At 72.5% G+C, this 20,720-nt stretch carries 17 protein-coding genes, 1 tRNA gene and 2 pseudogenes; 11 read left to right on the top strand and 9 right to left on the bottom strand.

Annotated elements, in window-relative coordinates; genetic code table 11:
* The first annotated feature begins 233 nt into the window (after positions 1–233).
* Entirely contained in the window at positions 234–1,814 is a 1,581-nt protein-coding gene (locus tag BLW57_RS19430; RefSeq protein WP_093476125.1) for a serine/threonine-protein kinase, read from the top strand.
* Positions 1,815–1,844: 30 nt separating this feature from the next.
* Here the strand turns inward: BLW57_RS19430 and BLW57_RS19425 are convergent, their stop codons facing one another.
* Complete coding sequence (locus BLW57_RS19425; protein ID WP_093476123.1) at positions 1,845–2,744, bottom strand: SCO2400 family protein; 900 nt, start codon at positions 2,742–2,744, stop codon at positions 1,845–1,847.
* 294 nt (positions 2,745–3,038) lie between these two features.
* Here BLW57_RS19425 and BLW57_RS19420 point away from each other — a divergent pair, with 294 nt between their 5' ends.
* Positions 3,039–3,815 (top strand): VOC family protein, encoded by a 777-nt coding sequence (locus tag BLW57_RS19420; protein ID WP_093476122.1) that lies wholly within the window; start codon positions 3,039–3,041, stop codon positions 3,813–3,815.
* A 34-nt stretch (positions 3,816–3,849) separates the two neighbouring features.
* Here BLW57_RS19420 and BLW57_RS19415 read toward each other — a convergent pair whose 3' ends face one another.
* A complete protein-coding gene (locus BLW57_RS19415) occupies positions 3,850–4,590 on the bottom strand; it encodes a hypothetical protein (protein ID WP_093476120.1) in 741 nt (246 codons plus the stop codon).
* A gap of 196 nt (positions 4,591–4,786) precedes the next feature.
* On the opposite strand from BLW57_RS19415, the gene BLW57_RS19410 reads away from it, so the two are divergent.
* The 4 genes from BLW57_RS19410 to BLW57_RS19395 all read left to right on the top strand — a co-directional run bounded on the left by BLW57_RS19410 (position 4,787) and on the right by BLW57_RS19395 (position 8,841).
* A complete protein-coding gene (locus BLW57_RS19410) occupies positions 4,787–5,926 on the top strand; it encodes a PP2C family protein-serine/threonine phosphatase (RefSeq protein ID WP_371127798.1) in 1,140 nt (379 codons plus the stop codon).
* Between the two features lie 81 nt (positions 5,927–6,007).
* Entirely contained in the window at positions 6,008–6,952 is a 945-nt protein-coding gene (gene sigJ / locus BLW57_RS19405) for an RNA polymerase sigma factor SigJ (protein WP_093476117.1), read from the top strand.
* 93 nt (positions 6,953–7,045) lie between these two features.
* The gene (locus BLW57_RS19400; protein WP_093476116.1) at positions 7,046–8,254 is read left to right on the top strand and encodes an NAD(P)/FAD-dependent oxidoreductase; all 1,209 of its coding nucleotides are present in this window, start codon (positions 7,046–7,048) and stop codon (positions 8,252–8,254) included.
* Between the two features lie 50 nt (positions 8,255–8,304).
* Positions 8,305–8,841 (top strand): DUF1877 family protein, encoded by a 537-nt coding sequence (locus tag BLW57_RS19395; protein WP_093476114.1) that lies wholly within the window; start codon positions 8,305–8,307, stop codon positions 8,839–8,841.
* Between the two features lie 70 nt (positions 8,842–8,911).
* Here the strand turns inward: BLW57_RS19395 and BLW57_RS19390 are convergent, their stop codons facing one another.
* Complete coding sequence (locus BLW57_RS19390; RefSeq protein WP_093476113.1) at positions 8,912–9,460, bottom strand: DUF1062 domain-containing protein; 549 nt, start codon at positions 9,458–9,460, stop codon at positions 8,912–8,914.
* Positions 9,461–9,797: 337 nt separating this feature from the next.
* On the opposite strand from BLW57_RS19390, the pseudogene BLW57_RS42385 reads away from it, so the two are divergent.
* A pseudogene (locus tag BLW57_RS42385) lies at positions 9,798–9,923 on the top strand (calcium-binding protein); the annotation flags it as partial.
* A gap of 144 nt (positions 9,924–10,067) precedes the next feature.
* Positions 10,068–11,133: pseudogene (locus BLW57_RS19385) on the top strand (MerR family transcriptional regulator).
* A gap of 457 nt (positions 11,134–11,590) precedes the next feature.
* Here the strand turns inward: BLW57_RS19385 and BLW57_RS19375 are convergent.
* Both BLW57_RS19375 and BLW57_RS19370 read right to left on the bottom strand, forming a co-directional pair.
* Positions 11,591–12,199, bottom strand: a complete 609-nt coding sequence (locus BLW57_RS19375; protein ID WP_256339530.1) for an SUKH-3 domain-containing protein — start codon at positions 12,197–12,199, stop codon at positions 11,591–11,593.
* A gap of 481 nt (positions 12,200–12,680) precedes the next feature.
* Positions 12,681–12,754 (bottom strand) — tRNA-Gly (locus BLW57_RS19370).
* Positions 12,755–13,037: 283 nt separating this feature from the next.
* Between BLW57_RS19370 and BLW57_RS41455 the strand changes: the two genes are divergently transcribed.
* From BLW57_RS41455 to BLW57_RS19360, 3 genes are all read left to right on the top strand, one after another.
* On the top strand, positions 13,038–13,196 hold the full coding sequence (locus BLW57_RS41455; protein ID WP_167549290.1) for a hypothetical protein: 159 nt from the start codon (positions 13,038–13,040) through the stop codon (positions 13,194–13,196).
* Between the two features lie 100 nt (positions 13,197–13,296).
* Entirely contained in the window at positions 13,297–13,872 is a 576-nt protein-coding gene (gene dcd / locus BLW57_RS19365; protein ID WP_093476110.1) for a dCTP deaminase, read from the top strand.
* Between the two features lie 13 nt (positions 13,873–13,885).
* On the top strand, positions 13,886–14,383 hold the full coding sequence (locus tag BLW57_RS19360; RefSeq protein WP_093476108.1) for a phosphoribosyltransferase: 498 nt from the start codon (positions 13,886–13,888) through the stop codon (positions 14,381–14,383).
* A gap of 32 nt (positions 14,384–14,415) precedes the next feature.
* On the opposite strand, the gene BLW57_RS19355 is transcribed toward BLW57_RS19360, so the two are convergent.
* The 4 genes from BLW57_RS19355 to BLW57_RS19340 all read right to left on the bottom strand — a co-directional run bounded on the left by BLW57_RS19355 (position 14,416) and on the right by BLW57_RS19340 (position 20,130).
* Positions 14,416–15,711, bottom strand: a complete 1,296-nt coding sequence (locus BLW57_RS19355; protein ID WP_093476107.1) for an MFS transporter — start codon at positions 15,709–15,711, stop codon at positions 14,416–14,418.
* A gap of 319 nt (positions 15,712–16,030) precedes the next feature.
* The gene (locus BLW57_RS19350; RefSeq protein ID WP_176985652.1) at positions 16,031–17,056 is read right to left on the bottom strand and encodes a Yip1 family protein; all 1,026 of its coding nucleotides are present in this window, start codon (positions 17,054–17,056) and stop codon (positions 16,031–16,033) included.
* Between the two features lie 110 nt (positions 17,057–17,166).
* Positions 17,167–18,648: a VCBS repeat-containing protein gene (locus BLW57_RS19345; RefSeq protein WP_093476104.1), complete on the bottom strand. Its 1,482-nt coding sequence runs from the start codon at positions 18,646–18,648 to the stop codon at positions 17,167–17,169.
* 195 nt (positions 18,649–18,843) lie between these two features.
* Positions 18,844–20,130: an FG-GAP repeat domain-containing protein gene (locus tag BLW57_RS19340; protein WP_093476102.1), complete on the bottom strand. Its 1,287-nt coding sequence runs from the start codon at positions 20,128–20,130 to the stop codon at positions 18,844–18,846.
* Between the last annotated feature and the right edge of the window lie 590 nt (positions 20,131–20,720).

Below are 20,720 nucleotides of genomic sequence, written 5' to 3'. Positions count from 1 at the left end.
GTCCGGCCCCCGGGCGGTCCCGGGCGACGGACACGGACACGGACACGGACGAGCGGACACGGGCCCGCCCTGGCACGACGGTGCGGTACCGGGGCGGGGCCGGTGACGAGCGGGACGGACGGATCAGCCCGGCACCGGCCGCCCCCGCTCCCCGCGGGCCGACCGGGGTGCAGGGGCCATGGGTAGGGTGAGCCCATGCGAACGTCGGCAGCGGGGGCCGTTCGGAGACGACGATGAGAAGCCCGGATCCCGGCGATCCGCCGGCTGTCGGGGGGTATCCGCTGCTCGCGCGGCTCGGGGCCGGTGGCATGGGGCAGGTCTTCCTCTCCCGCACCCCGTCCGGCCGGGCGCTGGCGCTCAAGACGGTGCGTGCCGAGTTCGGCGACGACCCGGGCTTCGAGCAGCGCTTCGCCCGGGAGATCGCCAGCAGCGACCGCGTGCGCTCGCCGTGGACCGTCTCCGTCGTGGACTTCAGCCCGCCCGGGCAGCGGCCCCAGTGGCTGGCCACGGAGTACGTCGCTGCTCCCTCCCTCGCGGAGTGGGTGCGGCGCCACGGACCGCTGCCCGAGCCCGCGCTGCGGGCGCTCGGTGCCGAACTCGCCGACGCGTTGCGGGCGGTGCACCGGGCCGGCCTCGTCCACCGGGACGTCAAGCCGTCCAACGTGCTGCTCGCCCGGCACCACCCGCGGCTCATCGACTTCGGCATCGCCCGCGCGGTCGACGACACACGGCACACCCGCACGGGCGGAGTCATCGGCTCACCCGGTTACCTCGCGCCGGAGCAGATCACCGGCGGCGTCTCGGCCGAGCCCGGTGACGTCTTCGCGCTCGGCGGGGTCCTGGTGTACGCGGCGACCGGCGCGGGGCCCTTCCTGCACCCCGGTGAGGACCCCTCGGCGGCCGGGCTGCTGTACCGGGTCGTGCACGAACGCCCCGACCTGTCCGCCGTACCGCCCGCCCTGGCCGGGCTGCTGACCGCCTGTCTGCACAAGTCGCCCGCCGAACGGCCCACCGCCGGGGAACTCCTCGACCGGCTCGGCGGCACCCGCTGGGCGGACGCCCCGCCGGCCGGCCTGGAGCCCGAACTGGAGCGCCGGGAAGCGGAGTTGCGGGAGACTCTCGAGCGTCCACCCGTGCGTCCCCCGGTCCCGGGAGGGGCGCCGGCGGCCATGGGCGGGATGCCCTCGGCGCCGGCCGGCTTCGGGCCGCCCGTCCCGGTGCCGGCTCCGGCCGGGCACCCGTACCCCGGCGCCGCTCCCGTCCACCGCGCGCGGCCGCGTGCCGCCGTGGCCGGCGTCGTCGCGGTAGCGGTCGTGGCCGTCGTCGCCGCCGTCGTCACGCACACGGGCGGCGGCTCCGGCGGGAACGGCGGGCACCGGCCCTCATCCAGCCCCGGCGTCTCCGCTTCCGTCGCCGCCCTGCCCGCCTCCTGGTACGGCACCTGGAAGGGCAGGGGGCCGGGCAGCGGCGCGGCCGACGGCGTCCTGCACGCACCGACCAGCGGTGTCTCCGTCACCCTGACCCTGCACGCGGCGAAGCGGGGCGAGCTGGTCGGGCGGCAGGTCAGCAGGATCAGCGAGGCCGGCACCGGCCGGGAGGTCGGCTGCACCGAGACACTGCTCCTGCGCGAGGTCCACCGTGACTCCATGGTGTTCGAGGCCGCCACGGGCAAACCCACGGATCCGTCGTCCGGCGTGCTGTGCGGCCGCGGAAACGTCTACAGCCTCGGCATGAGCGGGTCCGGCACCCTCACCCTGGACGCCGAGGGCGCGCAGGCCGAGGGATCGCCGAAGACGCTGACCCGGACCTCCTAGCGGCGGCACCCGGCCGGGTGCCGCGGCCGGTCAGCCGATGCAGAGCAGGACGAGGCAGAGCTGCGTGGGCGAGGTCGAGGCCGGGGCCGGGGCCGTCGCGGGCGTCCCGGAGTCCGTGCCGCCGGTGGAGCCGCCGGGGGAGCCGCCGGTGGAGCCGCCGGTGGAGGTGGCGGGGGTCGATGCCGGCGCCGGTGCCGCGGTCGTGCCGTCGGAGGCCGCACCGGCGTCGGACCGCGGCTGCGGGGCGGCGTGCACGACCGCCCGCGGCGCCTCGGCGGCCTGCGGCCGGCTGTCCCGCACAGCGGTGCGGGGCGCGGCGGACAGGGTCTGCTCGCGCGGCGCGTTGGTGGCCGGCGGGTGCGCGGTGGGGGTGGCGGCGCGGTCCGGCCGGTGCGGGGCGGGGGGCGTGGACGCCGGGCGGGTGGGCTCGACCGACTGTTCGTCGGCCACGCCCATGCTCCGGTGGTCCGGCGCGGTGGCGGCCTGCGCCCGGTCGCCGGAGTTCCGGTCCATCGTGGCGAGGGTCAGACCGCCGCCGACGATCGCGAACGCCGTCGCGACCGCCGCCCGGCGCTTGCTTTTCTTCCAGCGGGCCAACTGCCGGCGCCGGGCCGCCCGTCCGTTCGGCGTGGCCGGCGCGGTGGGCGCGTCCTCGACATCGGCCTCGTACTCGGCCGCGACACCGGCGTCGGACGCGAGACCGGCCACCGGTGCCGCGCCGGTGTCCGGCGACGGCTCGAAGACCGTTGCGCCGAAGGCGTCCCGGTGTGCCGTGTCCTCGGCCGGCGGGCCGGCGTACCGGGCCTCGAAGCCGCCGGTGTGCCGGGCCGGACCGGCGAGGGGCGGTGCGATGTCGGGGGCGTACGCGCCGCATCCGGGACACACCAGGGCGCCGTTGAGGTGCCGGCGGCACGAGGAGCAGTAGTCCATGCGCGGTCTTCCTGGGTGGACTGCGCCGTCGGCCCCGCCCGGGGCCACGGCCTGGTCACGCTCGTCAGGAGATCGAGCGACCAGTCACGCTAACGATCCTTTCGAAAGTCTGTGTGCAGCCCGTGTGGCACTCCTGCGCAGATTCTCCGGGCTCCCGTGTCCGGTCAGCCGTGCCCGCACGGCCTTCCCCGGCCGGGTGAACCCGCCGGGTCGTACGGGCCGACGCACCGCACCGCGCCCCGCCGGTCGGCATAGTGGCGGGCGGCTCCGCACCGGACCGGCAGGAGGAAACGCATGCTCGGCACAGAATTCCGCACCGGCTCGCCCATCTGGATCGACCTGGGCAGTCCGGACCCGGACGAGGCCGCCGCCTTCTACGGCGCCGTCTTCGGCTGGCGGTTCGCCTCGGCCGGCCCGGAGGGCGGCGGTTACGGCTTCTTCCAGAAGGACGGCGCGACCGTGGCCGGCCTCGGACCGCTGACCGAGGAGGGCGCCCGGTCCGCGTGGATGACGTACTTCAGCACCGAGGACGCCGCGGCGACCGCGCGTGACGTGGCGTCCGGCGGCGGCACGGTCCGTGCCGAACCGGTGAACATGGGCGAGGCGTCCATGGCCCAGTTCACCGACCCGCAGGGCGCGCAGTTCGCCGTACTGCACTCCCGGCAGGGCCTGGAGAAGGCCTCCGAGGACGACACGCTGGTCTGGGTCGAGCTGCACGTGGGCGACCCGGCGGCGGCGATCGCCTTCTACCGCGGCCTGTTCGGCTGGCGGGCCGAGGAGATGCGGGCGCCCGGGATGACGTACCAGGTGCTCAGCATCAAGGAGGGCGACCGGCAGGAGAGCGCCTTCGGGGGCGTGGCCCCGCTCCAGGCCGGCCAGGAGGACGCGCGCTGGGTGCCGTACTTCGCCGTCGCCGACGTGGACGCCCTCGTGGCCGCCGTGGAGGGCAACGGCGGGACGGTGCTGATGCCGGCGGCGACCGTCCCGGACGTCGGCCGCATCGCCTGGCTGACCGATCCGGCCGGGGCGGTGTTCGCCGTGCTCAGGCCGGATCCGCGCCAGGCGGCCTGAGCCCCGCCGGCCCCGCCGCGCCGCCGGCGTTCCGTCAGCCCTGCTGCGTGCCCTGCTTCTCGAGGGACGCCACGATGTGGGCGGTCAGCTTCTTCCCGCTCGCGGCGCCGTTGTCGTCGCCCTCCGTGGAGAGCACGCTCACGACGGCGGTGCCCACGCGGGCGGCGACCAGCGTGGTGCCGTTCTCCCAGGCCGGATTGGTGAGCGTGATGGTGTACGCCTCGTCGCCGAGGCCGCCCGTCGGGGCGCCGGTGACCTTCACCTTGCCGCCGGTGTCGGAGTCCGGGTAGCCGGGGCAGGCGGTGACGACCTTCGCCAGGCCCTTCATCACGTCCGCGGCGGCCGAGTCGCGGTAGGCGTCGATCTCCTGGTCGAGTTCGGTGGTCCGGGCGTCGTTGATGTACGAGTTCTGCGCGAACGACACGCCGTCGATGCCGGTCAGCCCGATCCAGCCGGTGGCGCCGAGGTCGGCGCAGCGCGGCTTGGCGGCGCTCTTGGTGGTCTGCGGCTGGAAGTCGTCCCCGGTGTCCCGGCTGAAACCGGCGTCCACGGCGAAACCGGACGGGAAGTACGACGCGGGCGCCAGGGCCTTCTTCAGTTCGGTACCCGTCGGCAGCTCGGCGGCCGGGGACTTGGGCGCGGCCGATTTCGCGGACGGACCCGCGGACGGGGCGCTGTCGGAGGAGGACGTGCCGGAACCGGAGGAGCAGGCGGCCAGGGCCAGCGGGAGCGTGGCGACGGCGAGCACCTTGAGGGCGGGGGAGGAGAGACGCATCGGGGTCCTTGCGAGCGGGGGAGGGCGTGGGGATTCGGTACGCACAGGTGACGGGTGAAGTCCGAAAATGGTTGTCCTGGATGCACAGCACACGGACATGACCTTGATCACGTCGGCCACCGTGCGTGTCCGCCGGGCGGGTGCGTACGCCGGGCACCGGTAGAGACAGCGTCCAAGACGGTGCAGGGTGGGATACGTGGACATTCGGCGAATACGGGACCGTATGGAGCCGCAGTGGCAGCGGAGACACGCGCTGCTGGTGATCCCGATCGTGCTCATCGTCGTGATCACCGTGGTGGACCAGCTCGTCCCGGCGGACATCCACCTGGGTCCGCTGCTGGTGATCGCCCCCGCCATCACCGCCTCCTTCGCCGGGCCCTGGCTGACCGGGCTGGTCGGCTTCCTGGCGGTGGGGGCGCAGGCGTACATCGGCTGGCACTTCGACGTGCTGTTCACGCGCAACGTGCTGGTGCAGATCCTCGCCCTGGCGGTGCTGTCGGCCCTCATCGTGTTCTTCTGCGTGATCCGCGAGCGTCACCGTCACCAGCTGGCCCGTGTGCGCTCCGTCGCCGAGGCCACCCAGCACGTCCTGCTGTGGCCGCTGCCGGAGCAGATCGGCCCCCTGAGGATCGCCTGCCTGTACCTGGCGGCCGAGGACGAGGCGCAGATCGGCGGCGACCTCTACGCCGCCACCTCCACCGACAACGGCGTGCGCGTCCTGATCGGTGACGTGCGGGGCAAGGGCCTGACCGCCATCGGGGAGGCCGCCCTGCTGATCGGAGCATTCCGAGAGGCCGCCCACCAGCACGAGGACCTGCAGAAACTCGCCATGGCCCTGGAACAGAGCATGACCCGGAACCTCGCCGGCCTGGAGCCCGAGGAGGAAGCCGGGGAACGGTTCGCCACCGCGCTGCTGGTCGAGGTCCCCGAGGCGGGCCACGTCACGCGGGTCATCAGCTGCGGGCACCCGCCGCCGCTGCTGCTCAGCCACGGCAGCGCCGTCACGGTCCCCGTGCACCCCGCGCTGCCGCTCGGCGTCAGGGGACCAGGGCCCGCGGAGTTCGCCGTCGACGTGTTCTCCTTCCAGCCCGGGGACACCCTGCTGCTCTACACCGACGGCGTCATCGAGGCCCGGAACGCCGCCGGCGCCTTCTATCCGCTCGCGGAACGCATCGTCCAGTGGGCCGCCAGCGGTCCCGAGAAGCTGCTGCACTGCGTCCGGCGGGATCTCCTCGCCCACGTCGGCGGCCGTCTGGACGACGACGCGGCGGTCATCGCCCTGTGCCGCGCATCCACCGCCCACCGCGGCCGCCATCCGCACCTGCCCGGCAGATAGCCGCCCCCGCGCCCCGCGCCTCCCCCGCCGGGCCCCCGCCGGCCGAGGCCGCCGCGTGCCACGGGGGCTAGGATCCGGGCCATGGCGCTGACCGTGAAGGACGTGGACCGGTTCGAGACCGCCAGGCCCCGCCTGGAGGCCATCGCCTACCGCCTCCTCGGCTCCGCGAGCGAGGCCGAGGACGCGGCGCAGGAGACGTTCCTGCGCTGGCAGGCCGCCGACACCGACCGCATCGAGGTCCCCGAGGCCTGGCTGACCAAGGTGCTCACCAACCTCTGTCTCAACCAGCTCACTTCGGCCCGTGCGCGGCGCGAGACCTACGTGGGCCAGTGGCTCCCCGAGCCGCTGCTCGCCGGGGACCCGATGCTCGGCCCGGCCGACACCGCCGAACAGCGTGAATCGGTGTCGTACGCCGTCATGGCCGTACTGGAGCGGCTGTCCCCCAACGAGCGGGCGGTGTACGTGCTGCGGGAGGCCTTCGACTACCCGCACCGGGAGATCGCCGAGATCCTGGACATCACCGAGGCGGCCAGCCAGCAGATCTTCCACCGCGCCAAGAAGCACGTGGCGGGCGGCAAGGCCCGCACCGAGATCGACGAGGCCGCCGCCCGGCGGATCATCGACGAGTTCCTCGCGGCCGCCACCAGCGGCAGGACCGAGCCGCTCGTACGGCTGCTCACACAGGACGCCGTCGCGATCGGCGACGGCGGCGGCAAGATCCCGGCCCGCACCAAGGCGTTCGAGGGCGCCCTCGCGGTGGCGAAGTTCATGCGGGGCCTGTTCAAGCCCGGCGCGGCCAAGCGCGCCCTGACCGGCGGCTCGCCCGACGTCCACGTCACGACCGCCAACGGCGAACCCGCCGTCGTGGCGGTCCTCGACGGCCGCGTCGTCGGCGTCATGTGCCTGGAGATCACCTCCGACGGCATCGCCGCGTTCCGCAACCAGGTCAACCCCGACAAGCTCGCCCGCGCGACGCGCCGCTGGGCGGCCACCGACCACGGAGAGCCCCTGTTCAAGGCCTTCTGACCGTCATGTGACCTGCTTCACACCCCGCACCTGTCAGGAATCGGCGGGCCGCCCGGTTCAAGGGGGGAATCCGCTGAAGACAGGAGCAGGGACATGCAGCACCGCATCGTCGTCCTCGGAGCCGGATACGCCGGAGCCATCGCCGCCGGGCGCCTCGCCAAGCGGCTGCACCGCGAGGACGTCGCCATCACGCTCGTCAACGCCGAACCCGACTTCGTCGAGCGCGTCCGGATGCACCAGCTCGCGACCGGCCAGGAGCTCCGGCCCCGGCCGTTGAGCGAGATGTTCGCCGGCACCGGCGTCGAACTGCGGCTCGCGAAGGTGACCGCCGTCGACGCCGACCGCAGGACCGTCACCCTCCACGACACCCACGGCACCGGCGCCGGGACGGAGTTGGCGTACGACACCCTCGTCTACGCCCTCGGCAGCGGCTGGCACGACCAGGGCGTCCCCGGAACCGCCGAGCACGCCCACGAGATCGCCGGCCGCCCCGGAGCGCTCCGGCTGCGCGAGCGCCTGGCCGGCCTGGCCGCCGGGCAGCCCGTGGTCGTGGTCGGCGGCGGGCTCACCGGCCTGGAGGCCGCGACCGAGATCGCCGAGGCCCGTCCGGACCTCGACGTCGCGCTCGCCGCCCGTGGCGCCCTCGGCGACTGGCTCTCGCCCAAGGGCCGCCGGCACCTGCGGAAGGTCTTCGGCAGGCTCGGCGTCACCGCGCACGAGCACGCCGCCGTCACCGCCGTCGAGGCGGACCGCGTCACCACCGCGGAGGGCGGGGCGATCCCGGCCGCGGTCACCGTGTGGACCACCGGCTTCGCCGTCCACCCGATCGCCCGGGCCACCACCCTGGAAGTCACCGACGCCGGGCAGATCGTGGTCGACGGGACCATGCGCTCGGTCTCGCACCCCGACGTGTACGCCGTCGGCGACGCCGCCCTGGCGATGGGCCCCGGGGACAAGCCGCTGCGCATGTCCTGCGCGTCCGGCACGCCCATGGCATGGCAGGCCGCCGACGCCATCGCGGCCCGCCTCACCGGCGGAAAGCTCCCGAACGTGCCGCTGCGCTACTTCAACCAGTGCATCTCACTGGGCCGCAAGGAGGGCCTGATCCAGTACGTCACCGCCGACGACCGCGCCGTCCGGGCGGCCCTCACGGGCCGGACGGCCGCCCTCTACAAGGAACTGGTCTGCAAGGGCGCGGCCTGGGCCGTGGCCAACCCGCTCCCGGCCCGCCGCCGCCGTGTCGTACGGCAGCCGCTGGAGACGGTCACCACGGCGGAGGCGTCGGCGGAGGCGACGGCCTGACCCGCCGGCGCCCGGGTGATACTTCGGTGCCCCCGCGCGCTGCAACGGGCATGAGTGCGTACCTCCGTCTGCGAGCGGTGCCGCCTCCGGCCCTGCGCAACAGCGCGACCTGGCTGGAACGGCTTTTCGAGACAGACGCGGGAACGGTCCGGTACCGAGCCTGCCGTCCGCGCGGGGAGACACCGGGCCGGCGCTACCTGGACCAGGAGCGCATCTACGCGGGCGCTCCCCCGTACCGCGCCGAGAACCGGCCCCAGACCCAGGTGGTGCTCGGCGGCCGCCCCGTGTTCCGGCCCGGCCGCCACAGCTCTCCCCTCCGGGTGCTGACGGCGGCCCAGGCCCGCCGGGTCGCCGAGTTCCTGACGACGGCCGACTTCGACGCGCTGTGGGACTTCGCCCGCGGAGAACTCCTCCCGCGCTACGGCGGCGTGAGCGCGGAGTCCGAGACATGGGGTGCCTTCGCCTCCGCGCACCAGGAACTGAGGGCCTTCTACACCCGGACGGCGGGCAGCGGCGACGCGGTGGTCAAGTGGCTCCCGGGCGACGGTGGTCCGGGCGACCCGGAGGACGCCGGGCCACGGCGATGAGCACTCCGGCAGGCGTTCCTCCCGTCGTCCTGATCGAACGCCGCGGCCCCGCCGTCGGGTGGGAGGCGGATCAGCGCTTCAGCGTGAAGTCGAAGTCGCCGGAGGTCCGCCCGCTCAGCCGCGCGGCCGAGACGAGTTTCCCTTCCTCGGCCAGCCTCGCCACCTCCGACCGCGCCAGACCGCACCCTTCGGCGATCAGCCGTACCGGCCGGACGGGGATCCGCGCCGCGAAGCGGACCGAGACCTCGATCACCTCGCGGTCCAGGTGCTCCGATCCGCCGGTGTCGAGGCGCCAGGCGCCGTCCCAGTCGAGGGCGACACGATTGCGGCGCCGCACCACCGGGTCCTGGAGCAGTTCGGCCGCCAGGGCGGGGTCGTTGGCATGGAACCGGTCGAGCAGCTCGGGCCGTACGGAGCGCACGTTCGTACGCTCCAGCACCGTGAGCTTCGCGGTCTCCCCGCACAGGGAGCAGAGCACGAGGAGCCAGACGTCGACGAGTCTGTGGTGCGCGTTGACACGGAACTTGCCGTCCGCCCGGAAGCGGTCCGACGCGCACGTGTGGCAGCGGCGGAGGACGAACGGCAGGCAGGTGGGCGTGACCACCCAGGTATTGAGCACAGAAGTACACCGTTTCCAGTGAGAAGTCCGCAGCAGGAAGCAGCGCGGCGCACAGGTGCGACGCGCGACAGATCAGCGCTCGGGGGTTCTCACAGGGTGTACAACGGCACGTCCTCGCCTGGACAACGTCGGTCCGGAGCACGCTAGTTGCGGACGGCGACGCCGGGCCACCGGATTTCACAGCACGACAGCCGTTCGCCACCTTCGGCCGGCTTCCGGCTGCCGTCGTGTGTGACGTCTGAGCACACAGGTGCGCTGGGTGTGGGGGCGGCCTGTGTGACGGCTGTGCCCAAGTCACACCCCGCCGCTCGCGCTCGGCGGGTTCCCCCTCTTCCCCTCCAGCACCGGCACCCTGACGACCACGCTCCCCGCGTCCGAGGACGGCTACTGGCGCTGGAACTTCGCGGGCACCTCCACCACCCCGGCCGCCAAGGCGACGGGGGACTTCGTGGACGTGCGGTAGCCCGCACGGCGCTCACACCCCCGGGTCCCCGACCCGGGGGTATCCCATGGGGCGTGGGGTTCTCCGCCGCAACGAGCCCTGCTGCCGGGCCGGGTTGACCCTCGACCTTGTACAGGGCCCAGAGTTCCGGGTGTGGAGAACGACATGCACGGCATCGGCGAGACGGCCCGCGACAGCGGTCTGGGTGTGAGCGCCCTGCGCTTCTACGACCGTGCCGGTGTGCTGGTCCCGGCCTGGGTGGATCCCGTGAGCGGCTACCGCTGGTACGCACCCGAGCAGCTCGAGGAGGCCCGCGTGCTCGCCCGCTTGCGCCGTGCCGGAATGCCGCTGCCGGACATCAGGCTGGTGCTGGCCGGCTGGTCCGGCGCGGACACCGATCTGGTCCGAAAGCTGCTCCAGGCGCACCTGTGCCGTCTCGAACAGGGACTGTCCGATGCCCGCAGCGAGTTCTCCGCGCTCCGAGCTCTACTCGATCACCGGGAGAATGCCATGACGTCGCTCCCATCGACACCGTCCGGCTGTCCGGCGCCGCACCCGAGCTGGCAGCCGCGCTGGACGCGGTCCGTTTCGCGGCGAGTACCGCCCCCGAACTGCCGATGCTCGCCGGGGTCCTGTTCGACATCGAGGGCGACGGACTCCACGTCGTGGCGACCGACCGGCACCGCATGGCTGTCGCGCGGGCCGGAATCGCCGGGCACGAAGGGAGCCGCGTGCAGGTCGTCGTGCCCACCCCGCTCGTCGACGCGATGCGGGCGCTGCTGGACGGCGAGGGGCCCGTGCGGCTGTCCGTCGACGGTGATCGCGTGACGCTGGAGGCGGGGACAGGCAGGCGGCCGGTCCGTGCCTCGACCACGACTTCCCCGACTACCGCCGTCTCCTTCCCCGGGTCGCGGGGCGCCGCGCCGTCGTCGAGGTGGCGGCCTTCCGGAAGGCCCTGGAGACCGGCCCCGTCCGTTCCGAAGGGGCCGGAGCGCCCGACCTCAGTGTGCTCAGGGTGGAGGACGGCGGTACGGCGACCCTTTGCACGGACGATGACGCGGACCCGAACCGTGTCGCCGTCAACCGGGAGTTCCTGCTGGACGCGCTGGCCGCCGGGGCCCGGGACCGACTGATCCTCGAGATCGACACCCCCACGACGCCGATCACGATCCGCCGCCCCGACGATGAGAACACCTTCTCGCTCCTGATGCCGGTCCGCACGGACGACTGACGGGCCCCTCACCCTGCCCCGGCCCGCCCGGCCATCGGGCGCAGCTTCGGCAGGCCTCAGGACATCTGCCGCAGGCCGCGCAGAGCGCCGGTGACTCGTCGGTGGACGCTGCCGGTCTGCGCGCCCGCTCCGACGCGGAGGCTGACCTCGAGTTCATGGGCCTGCATGGCCACATGCCCGAACCGGGCTGAGAACCTGACCAGACCGGCCGGGGTTTCCGCATGCACGCCGGGCACGTCTGCGGTCAGCTTCACCTCACAGCCCGCGCCACCGGCATTGGCCGCAAGGACCTCTTCGACCTCGCGAACGATCGGCGACAGCGCCTCATCCAGGGAACTCTTCGCTATGCCGATCGACCGCCGGCAGATTTCGACCCCACTCCCGCGCAGGCTGGTCAGAGTCAGGCAGACACTCCTGGCGCTGTAGATACCGTGATGCCGCCGTCATCGGAACATTCTCAGGCATAGTAGTCCTCCGCCTGTTCGAGCGGATACCCCCGCGAATAACTCATCAACGCCGAGTATTTGTCATTTCCGAGGAAGTACTCACCGCTGTGGTGCAGATAGAAGAACCGCCCGTCCTCGTCCATGAGGACCGTCCCGCCGTCGTACGTGTCGTGCGCGACGGGAAAGACCTTCTTCCCCAGGCCGTCGGCAAGCTCTTGAACATCTTCTGCTGCGCCCCGGTACATGAGCCGCGGATAGAACTCCACCCGGTCTTCGGTGGAGGCGTGCCGGGGTGCCACGAGACCGATGTGCTCGCGCAGGAACGCGAGAGCGGGCGTGATGACATCGAGACTGCCGCCGTCGTCACGGAAATCCTTCAGAACACTCGCCACCTCGGAAGCGGCAAGGTCGTCACATCGGCGTCCCGGATACCATCCGGCATTCGACAGCCAGACATCCACCGCCTCGGGCGATTTCAATACGCGCACGATTCTCATCCCCTTCTGGTCAAACGGCCGTGACGCCGACGAGCGGCAGCATGCGTCCTCGTCCACGTTCGGCCAGTCGACGCCCACGAGGCCGAGTGCCTGGTCGACGATGTCCGGCAGCATGATGCCCATGTCCCGTGATCGTTCGGCTTCTTTGCCATGAGCGAGTTGTCTCAACTTCGCACTGAGGCGCCTGCTCATGTTGGTGGTACATGCGTGCGAAGGCTTAGCGCATACCGGGCAAACCAGGGACCGTGATCGATGACAGCCGGGGCCGAGGCGCGGCTGCAGCGGCCGATCCCGAACCCCCATGCGGCAGGAGCGCGATCGAAGCCGGGCGTCGCCGCCCCCCGGCGGAGCCACGCCACCAACCGGACGCGATCAACGGGCCCGTATGGCGTCGAAGACACGGCCATGGTGTACCCCGCCGGGAGGAGGCCCTTGATCTCCTGGAACCCCGGCTGCGTGCCCGGCCGCCGGCCAGCCGGTGAACATCGCCACGTCGTCACCGGCCTGCCCGGAACGGCAGTGCGTTCGTGTGCACATACGGTGCGCCGCCACTGACCACCCCGCACAGCAAAAAGGCCCCGGTCTCCGACCTGGGCCTTCTTCGTGGAGCGGGTGACGAGAATCGAACTCGCGCTCTCAGCTTGGGAAGCTGATGTTCTACCATTAAACTACACCCGCGTAAGTCGGACATGTCCCGAGGGACCCGATGTCCGGACGCTCGCTCACTGTACATCATCACGGACCCGCGGTGCCCGGTCCCCGCGGGAGTGAGTCGCCGCGGGAGGGGTAACCGGCTGCGGGCGCCCGGAGTTGGGGCGTACCGTGGACGGGTGGGAGAGGGTCCGGGTGCGGTCGGAGTGCCGCCTGGAGAGTCGTCTCTTTGATCCCGTAATGTGGCTTTTGCCGTCGGACAGTTGAGCAAGTCCGACGAGGGTCTTGGGGAAGGGACATAAGGGACTTGATGGAACGCACCGTCGTCCGCTGCGCGGACGGGCACGTCTTCAGCACCGCTTCGTTCCCGATGCAGCAGGCCGAGCGGCTCGGCCCCGGCCGGCTGCTGAGGTGTCCACGGTGTGCCCGGCTGCGCAGCGTCGTGCCGGTCACCCTGGAGAAGCGGTAACCGCACGGACCGTAGTGGCGCGGCAACACCGTGCAATAACGCCTGGCGCGCGGGTCCTCACGATTGTCGGGGCCCCGCGCGCCTTGCGTATCCTCGCTACGTGCTTCTCTCAGACAAGGACATCCGGGCCGAGATCGACGCCGGGCGGGTGCGGATCGATCCCTTTGACGAATCCATGGTGCAGCCGTCGAGCGTCGATGTACGGCTGGACCGTTTCTTCCGGGTGTTCGAGAACCACCGGTACCCGCACATCGACCCCGCGGTCGAGCAGGCGGACCTCACCCGGCTCGTCGAGCCCGAGGGCGACGAGCCGTTCATCCTGCACCCCGGTGAGTTCGTGCTCGCCTCCACGTACGAAGTGATCACGCTTCCCGACGATCTCGCCTCGCGTCTCGAGGGCAAGAGCTCGCTCGGCCGGCTGGGACTCGTCACGCACTCCACCGCCGGGTTCATCGACCCGGGCTTCAGCGGGCACGTGACGCTGGAGCTGTCCAACCTCGCCACCCTCCCCATCAAGCTGTGGCCGGGGATGAAGATCGGGCAGCTGTGCCTGTTCCGGCTGACCTCGCCCGCCGAGTTCCCGTACGGCAGCGAGCGGTACGGCTCGCGGTACCAGGGGCAGCGCGGGCCGACCGCCTCGCGGTCCTTCATGAACTTCCATCGGACCCAGGTGTGAGGGCGACGACTACATGAGTGACGTACGGGAGAACCTGACGTACGAGCGGTTCGGCACCGCCGTGCGCGAGCTGGCGCAGACCATCGCCGACGACGGGTACGAGCCGGACATCGTGCTCAGCATCGCCCGTGGCGGGGTGTTCGTCGCGGGCGGGCTCGCGTACGCCCTGGACTGCAAGAACATCCACCTCGTGAACGTCGAGTTCTACACCGGTGTGGGCACCACGCTGGAGATGCCGGTCATGCTGGCGCCCGTCCCCAACGTGATCGACTTCTCCGACAAGAAGGTGCTGATCACCGACGACGTCGCCGACACCGGCAGGACGCTCAAGCTCGTGCGCGACTTCTGCCTCGACACCGTCGCCGAGGTCCGCTCCGCGGTGATCTACGAGAAGTCCCACTCCCTCGTGAAGTGCGAGTACGTCTGGAAGCGCACCGATGAGTGGATCAACTTCCCGTGGAGTGTCCTGCCTCCCGTGGTGAAGCGCGCCGGACAGGTGCTCGACGCCTGATCCGCCGTGGGCCGGGTGGGCCCACGCGACGCTCACCCACGTGACTGCGCCGGCGTCATGGCGCGGTTCGCCTGCGGCCGGAGCACCGGGGGTGCCGGCTGAGCCGGGCCCGCGGGTGCCGTCCGCGCCTGCGTGAGCGCCCGGTGGAGCCTGCGGGCCCCGCTCAGGGCGGTGGCCGCGGCGAGCAGTGCCGCGATGACGGTCACCCCGTATCCGGCCGCGGCGCCGGAGCGTTCCACCACCGCGCTGGCGATCGCGGAGCCGCAGGCCGCGCCGACGGCGAGTCCGGTGACGGTCCAGGTCATCCCCTCCGTCAGCCGCGCGGCGGGGACGATGCGCTGCACCAGCAGCGTCGTGGTGATCATGGTCGGCGAGAGCAGCATCCCGGCGACGAACAGGGCCGCTGCCAGGAACACGAGGTTCGTCACGAACAGCAGCGGCAGCATGCTCAGCGCCATGACCACCACCCCGGCGAGGTAGCGCCGGGACAGGGGGCCGCGCAGGGTCAGCGTGCCGAAGACGAGTCCGGCGATGCACGAACCGAGCGCGTACACGCCCAGCACCACGCCGGACAGCGCCTTGTGGTGCAGATGGTCGGCGAAGGCGACGGTGACCACCTCGAGCGAGCCGAGGATCGCGCCCACGCCCACATAGGTGAGGACCAGGATCCCCAGTCCGCGGCAGCGCAGCACGGAACCCAGGGCTTCCTTGCGCTGCCGGGGCGCGCGCAGCGGCGGCTCGGTACGGCGCTGGGCCGCGAGCAGTACGGTCCCGACGGCGAGGAGCAGCGTGGTCAGGGCCGGCCCGGCCTCGGGGAAGAGGGTCGTGGACAGGGCCGCGGCGAGCGGCGGCCCGACGATGAAGCTGATCTGGGTCAGCACCGACTCGAACGAGTAGGCGGGGTGCAGCATCGGTGAGCCCCCGTAGATGTGGGCCCAGCGGGCGCGGACCAGCGAGCTCATGCTGGGCATGCACCCGGCGACGGCGGCGCTCGGGAACAGGGTCCAGGCCGGGGCGTCCAGGTAGACGCAGAGCACCAGCGTGCTCATCGCGACGACGGTGACGCCGGACGCCGTCAGCATCACCCGGCGCTGTCCGAACCGGTCCACGAGCCGGCTCACCTGCGGTCCGATGACCGAGGTCGACAGCGCGATGGTGGCCGCCACCGCGCCGGCGAGGGCGTAGTGGCCGTGGGCCGCGGCCAGCATGGCGACGACGCCGACGCTCTGCATGGACTTCGGCAGGCGCGCGATGAACCCGGCGGTGGAGAAGGCCAGGCTCCCGGGGGCGTCGAAGATTCGCCGGTAGGGGGAGAGCGCAGACGGCATGGGGTCTTCCTGGCGGGCTCGGGGGCGGGAACGGTCGGTGGGGCGGGCGGTGCACTGATCCGAACGTAGTCCGGCCCCGGCCTCCGTTCCGTCGGCCGATCGGCCCTCGCCCCGGTGGACGCGGACTCGCCCCGCCCGCGCCGCCGCGGATCTCCCGCCCGCGCGGACACGGGCCGTACGCCCATCTGACAAGGGCCCCGTACGCCCGATCCGGATCCCGCCCGGCCCACGGCAAAGGCCCCCGGCTGCAGTGCCGGGGGCCTTGTCACGCTCTCTTCGGCCGGTACTCCTCGTCCCGAACCGCCACCGCCGAGCCGCCCTAGAACGTGCCGAGCTTCACGATCGACAGCAGGGCGATCAACTGGATCGCGGACGCGCCCAGCGCCTTGGGCCAGGGCAGGTCGTGGGAGCGGGAGACCATCAGGGTCAGCAGGGCACCCGCCCCGATCCAGGTGGCCCAGCCGAGCAGCTGGACGAAGCCCGCGTCGCCGCCGAAGAACATGGCGATGACCAGGCGGGGCGCGTCCGTGAGCGCCGTGATCAGCATGGACAGGCCCACGGTCGGCTGCCAGGCGCCGTCACCGCCGAGCTGGCGGGCCAGGGTGTGGGTGACCACGCCGAGGACGAACAGGCCCAGCACCATCACGACCGCGGTCACGAGGACGATCGGCACCGCGTTGGACAGCGTCGCGTCGATCGCGTCCTTGCGGGCGCCGTCGAAGCCGAAGACGGCGAGCAGGCCGTACAGGAAGGTGACGATGAGGGCGGGGGCCCACATCGTGTAGTCCCGCATGCGCAGGAAGGTCGGGCCGGGGGAGAAGACGATCCCCTTCAGCAGTTCCTTCCAGTGCAGCGGCGGGCCCAGCGGTGCCGCGGGGGCGGCGGAGCCCGCGTGGTAGGTCGAGCCCTGCGTGTAGCCGGCGGCCTCGTCGACCGAGAACGCCTGGGTGTGGCCCGGATGGTTCGCCGCGTACGGGTCGTGCCCGCCGGGTCCCGTGCCCGGGTGGCCGCCGTCGCCGAAGTACTCCGGGCCGTCGTCGGCCGGCCCCGGGTAGCCGTACGACTGCCCCTGCTGCGGGTACGGCGGCTGCGGTGCCGCCGGGTAGCCGTACGAGGGGCCCGCGGGCTGCCCGTACGACGGCCCCTGCCGCCCGCGCGACGGGCCGCCGGGCCGCCCCTGTCCGTACGACGGTCCCTGCGGCGCCTGCTGTCCTTGGGGGGTGCGGTTGTCCCGGCCCCCGCGTCCGATCCTGAATCCAGCCACGTCTTCGAACGTACCTGGTCCCGGAGACCGACGTGCCGGACCCGGGTGTCCGGGCCCGGCTTTGCGGCCGACCTGTGACATCCCCTAAGGGATCGTCAGCGGTACGGCCGCAGGTCCCTCGGGGTTCGTCGGGGTTTTCCGGGAGGGGTTCCCGGGTGCCGCCCGCGTCGACGCGGGACGGCGGTGGGGGCTCAGTCCGCCATGACGACGCCGAACTGCGGGGTGCCGGTGGTCGAGACGCCCAGGGCGGACGGGCCGATGGAGCGCGCGCCCGTCGTGGTGATCTTCTGTCCGGTGGAGGGCAGGTAGGTGAGCGAGCCGTCGCCGCTGTTCTCGTACGAGCCGATCACCAGGTCGGCCTTGCCGTCGCCGGTGATGTCGTCGAGCTTGACCTCGGAGCCGAACCGGTCGGACTTCTCGTCGGTGCCGGGGACGCCCGCGGTGCTCTGGCCGAAGGACTGCATGCCGGAGGCGGTGTTCACGCCGGAGGCGGAACCGTACAGGACGGTGACGCTGCCGGCGTCGACCACGGTGCCGACGTTCTCCTGGGGGCTGCTGACGACGAGGTCCTGGTAGCCGTCGCCGTTGACGTCGCCGAGGTCCAGCTCGTAGCCGAAGGCGTCGCCCTTCTCGGAGGTGCCGGGCACGCCGCCGGTGTTCTGGGTGATGGCGGTGGTGGCGGCCGGGCCGGACGCGGAGCCGTAGGTGACGTTCACCTTGCCGCCGTCGGAGGCGTACGGGATGGAGGTGCCGTCGCTGGTCTTCGCGTCCCAGTCGGCGCCGCTGACGATGTCGCCGAAGCCGTCGCCGTTGACGTCGCCGATGGCGGTGATGATGCCGGGCCTGAGCGTCTTGGCGGAGGCGCCGCTCAGGCCGCTGGAGGTGCCCGGCAGCCAGTAGTTGGTGTTCCAGCCGTACTGGGTCTTCGTCTCGTAGCCGTCGACCACGAGGTCGGTGCGGCCGTCGCCGTTGACGTCACCGGCGGTGAGGTTCAGCGGGCCGTACGGGTAGTCGTTGTTGCCCGAGTCGATCGGCGGCTTGACGGTGGTCCGGCTGCCGTAGCCGCCGGCGGTGGTGAAGCCGCCCTTGTACAGGTAGAGGGTGCTGCTGGAGCTGCCGACGGCCAGGTCGGCCTTCCCGTCGCCGTCGAAGTCGCCGGCGGCCAGGGTCTGGCCCCAGAAGTCGTGGGAGGACGTGGCCGGGTCGGACACGGTGACGCCCTTGCCGGTCAGGCCCTCCTTGGAGCCCCAGAGGATGGCCAGGGTGCCGCCGTTGGTGTCGGTGCCGACCTTCTCGCCGGGGCTGCCGACCGCGAGGTCGTCGTAGCCGTCCCCGTTGAAGTCGGCGTACGCCAGGTCGCCGCCGAACACGTCGCCGGCCTCGGCGGTGCCGGGGACGCCCGCGGAGTTCTGGCTGAGGGTGGTGTGCGCGGCGCCGGTGAGGCCGGTGGACGTGCCGTACATGACGACGACCTGGCCGGCGCTCTTGAGTCCGCTGACGTAGGCGGTCGGCGCCGAGGTGGCGACGTCGCCGACGCCGTCGCCGTTGAAGTCGGCCTTGGCGACATCGAAGGAGTCGGCGGCGGTGGCGGTGACGGCGGAGAAAGTGAGCAGACCGCCCGTCAGAGCGGCGGCGGTGGCCGTCGCGAGGGCGAGTCGCAGAGGCTTGTGCATGCGGGTTGTCTCCTGCGGCATGCGGGGATGCCTGGCGGGCATCCACAGTCGATGGGGTGCGGACGCTCCCGGTTCGTCGTGGGTTGTCCCACGGTTCACGGAGCGTTCGGCGATCAAGAGACCCGCGCCGGGGCGTCAGGGTTGTACGCGAGTTCGAGGAAGTTCCGGATCGCCACGGCGGGAGGCGGCGAGCCGCTACCGCGCGAGGAACTCCGAGGTCGAGAAGCGCACCGCGGGCCGGGTCTCGAGCAGTCCCTTCGCCGACCCCCGGTACACGGCGACCGTGTCCTTCGTCTCGCCCTGGTACGTCCGCACCGCCAGGTCGGCCTTCCCGTCGCCGTCGAAGTCGCCGGCCGCGAGCACACGCGTCGTCCCGGCCGCGGCCGGCCGGACGGTGACCGCGTCCCGTGCCGACAGGCCCGCCGCACCGGCGCGCAGGACGCGCAGCCGGGAGCCGCTGGTGAGGAGCTCGTCGCGGCCGTCGCCGTCGAAGTCGGCGGCGTCGAGCACCGAGCCCGGGGAGGGGAGCGAGGCGCGGGCGGCGGGGAGCGGGAGGTCGTAGCGCAGGGACGTTTCCGCCATGCCGCCGACCGCCGCGTCCAGCGCTCTGCCGTGTCCGAAGCGGCCGAGGGCGACGTCGACGCCCGAGGGCAGGACGGTGCCGGTGCGGGCCGGCCCGGTGGGGCCGCCGAGGACCACGGCGGCGGTGCCGGGGCCCTCCGAGGTGCGGACGACGAGGTCGTCGTACCCGTCCCGGTCCACGTCGACGGCGGGTCCGGCCGGCACCTCGCCGGGGGCGGGCAGGGGTGCGCCGGCCGCGTGCGGGGCGCCCTCGCGGCTGAAGGGCCCGCGCAGGTACGACAGCCGTCCCGCGGAAGCGTGCAGCACCAGGTCCATGCCGCCGTCGCCGTCGAAGTCGCCGCACACCGGCTGGTCGGGCCAGTCGTTGCCGAAGCGGGCGCGGGCCGGGACGGCGAGCTTCACCCCGCGCCCGGTGAGCCCGGACGGGGAGCCGAACAGGATCTGCAGCGGCACCGGCGGCTGCCCCTGGCCGTCGTACGGCGGGTCGGTCGACACGATGAGGTCGGTGAAGCCGTCGCCGTCGAGGTCGCAGGTCTCCTCGGCGTCGAAGGCGGCGGGCAGCCGGCCCTCGGTGGGGGCGGCGTACTTGCCGGGGCTCAGCAACTGCCGTGCCCCAGGGGCGAGTCCGTGCGGGCCGCCGTAGACGATCCCGATGCCGGGGTCGTCGGCGTGGCTCTGCGCCTTGACCAGGTCGTCGAGGACGAGGTCGCGGTGACCGTCGCCGTTGAAGTCGTCCCGGACCTTGCTGCCCCTGCCGTGCGGGACGGGCAGCCGGGCGGGGGCGTCGGCGATCCTCGTCCCCGCGGGCCGGGCGGTCCCGCTGTCGTCGCCCGGACCGCACGCGCCGAGCGCGATCACACAGCCGACGGCGACCGCCGCACCCGCTCTGCCGCTCCGCATCCGCACCGTCCACCTCACCCGCCCCGCCGTCACGACCCCGCAATGATGCACGTGTTCGAGAACGGGCGACACCCCTGCCCCCCAGGGGCGGGTGGGCGGCGACGCTCTTCTGAGAACGGCGGCCGGGTGGGCCAGGATGGAGGCATGAGCGTAGTGAAGATCAATGAGGCTGTCAAGGCAGGCACATGGGCTTGACCTGCGCAAATGTCCAGCAGAGCCCCCACCAGCGGTGACGACGTGTTGACCCCGCCCATGTGCCACGGGGGCAGACGCACAGGCGGGGCCGCACCGACCCGCTGAGCCTTTCCAGGGCCGTCCTCAGCGAGCCGGGGCTAGGGGGGGCGGAGCGCACGTTCCGGGGGTCGTCGGGATGCCCATGGACCATGTGCGTGTGCATGGCCCGGACCACTGTCACAGCAGCCTGCCGGGCGCCGGTTGAAATGGCCTCCCTCACGCTGTCCCGCAGCGCCGCGCACACATCGCAGGAATCTGGGTCCACCCTGCCGGGGCGAGGCGTCCGAAGATCGAGAATCAAGCTAGGCACTATCCGCGCTCCGCTCACACGTGGCGCAGGGAAACCGGCATGCCGG

Source organism: Streptomyces sp. 1222.5 (genome assembly GCF_900105245.1).
GTDB lineage: Bacteria > Actinomycetota > Actinomycetes > Streptomycetales > Streptomycetaceae > Streptomyces > Streptomyces albidocamelliae.
The sequence above is the reverse complement of the archived record's forward strand: the minus strand, read 5'-3'. Positions and strand labels throughout refer to the sequence as shown.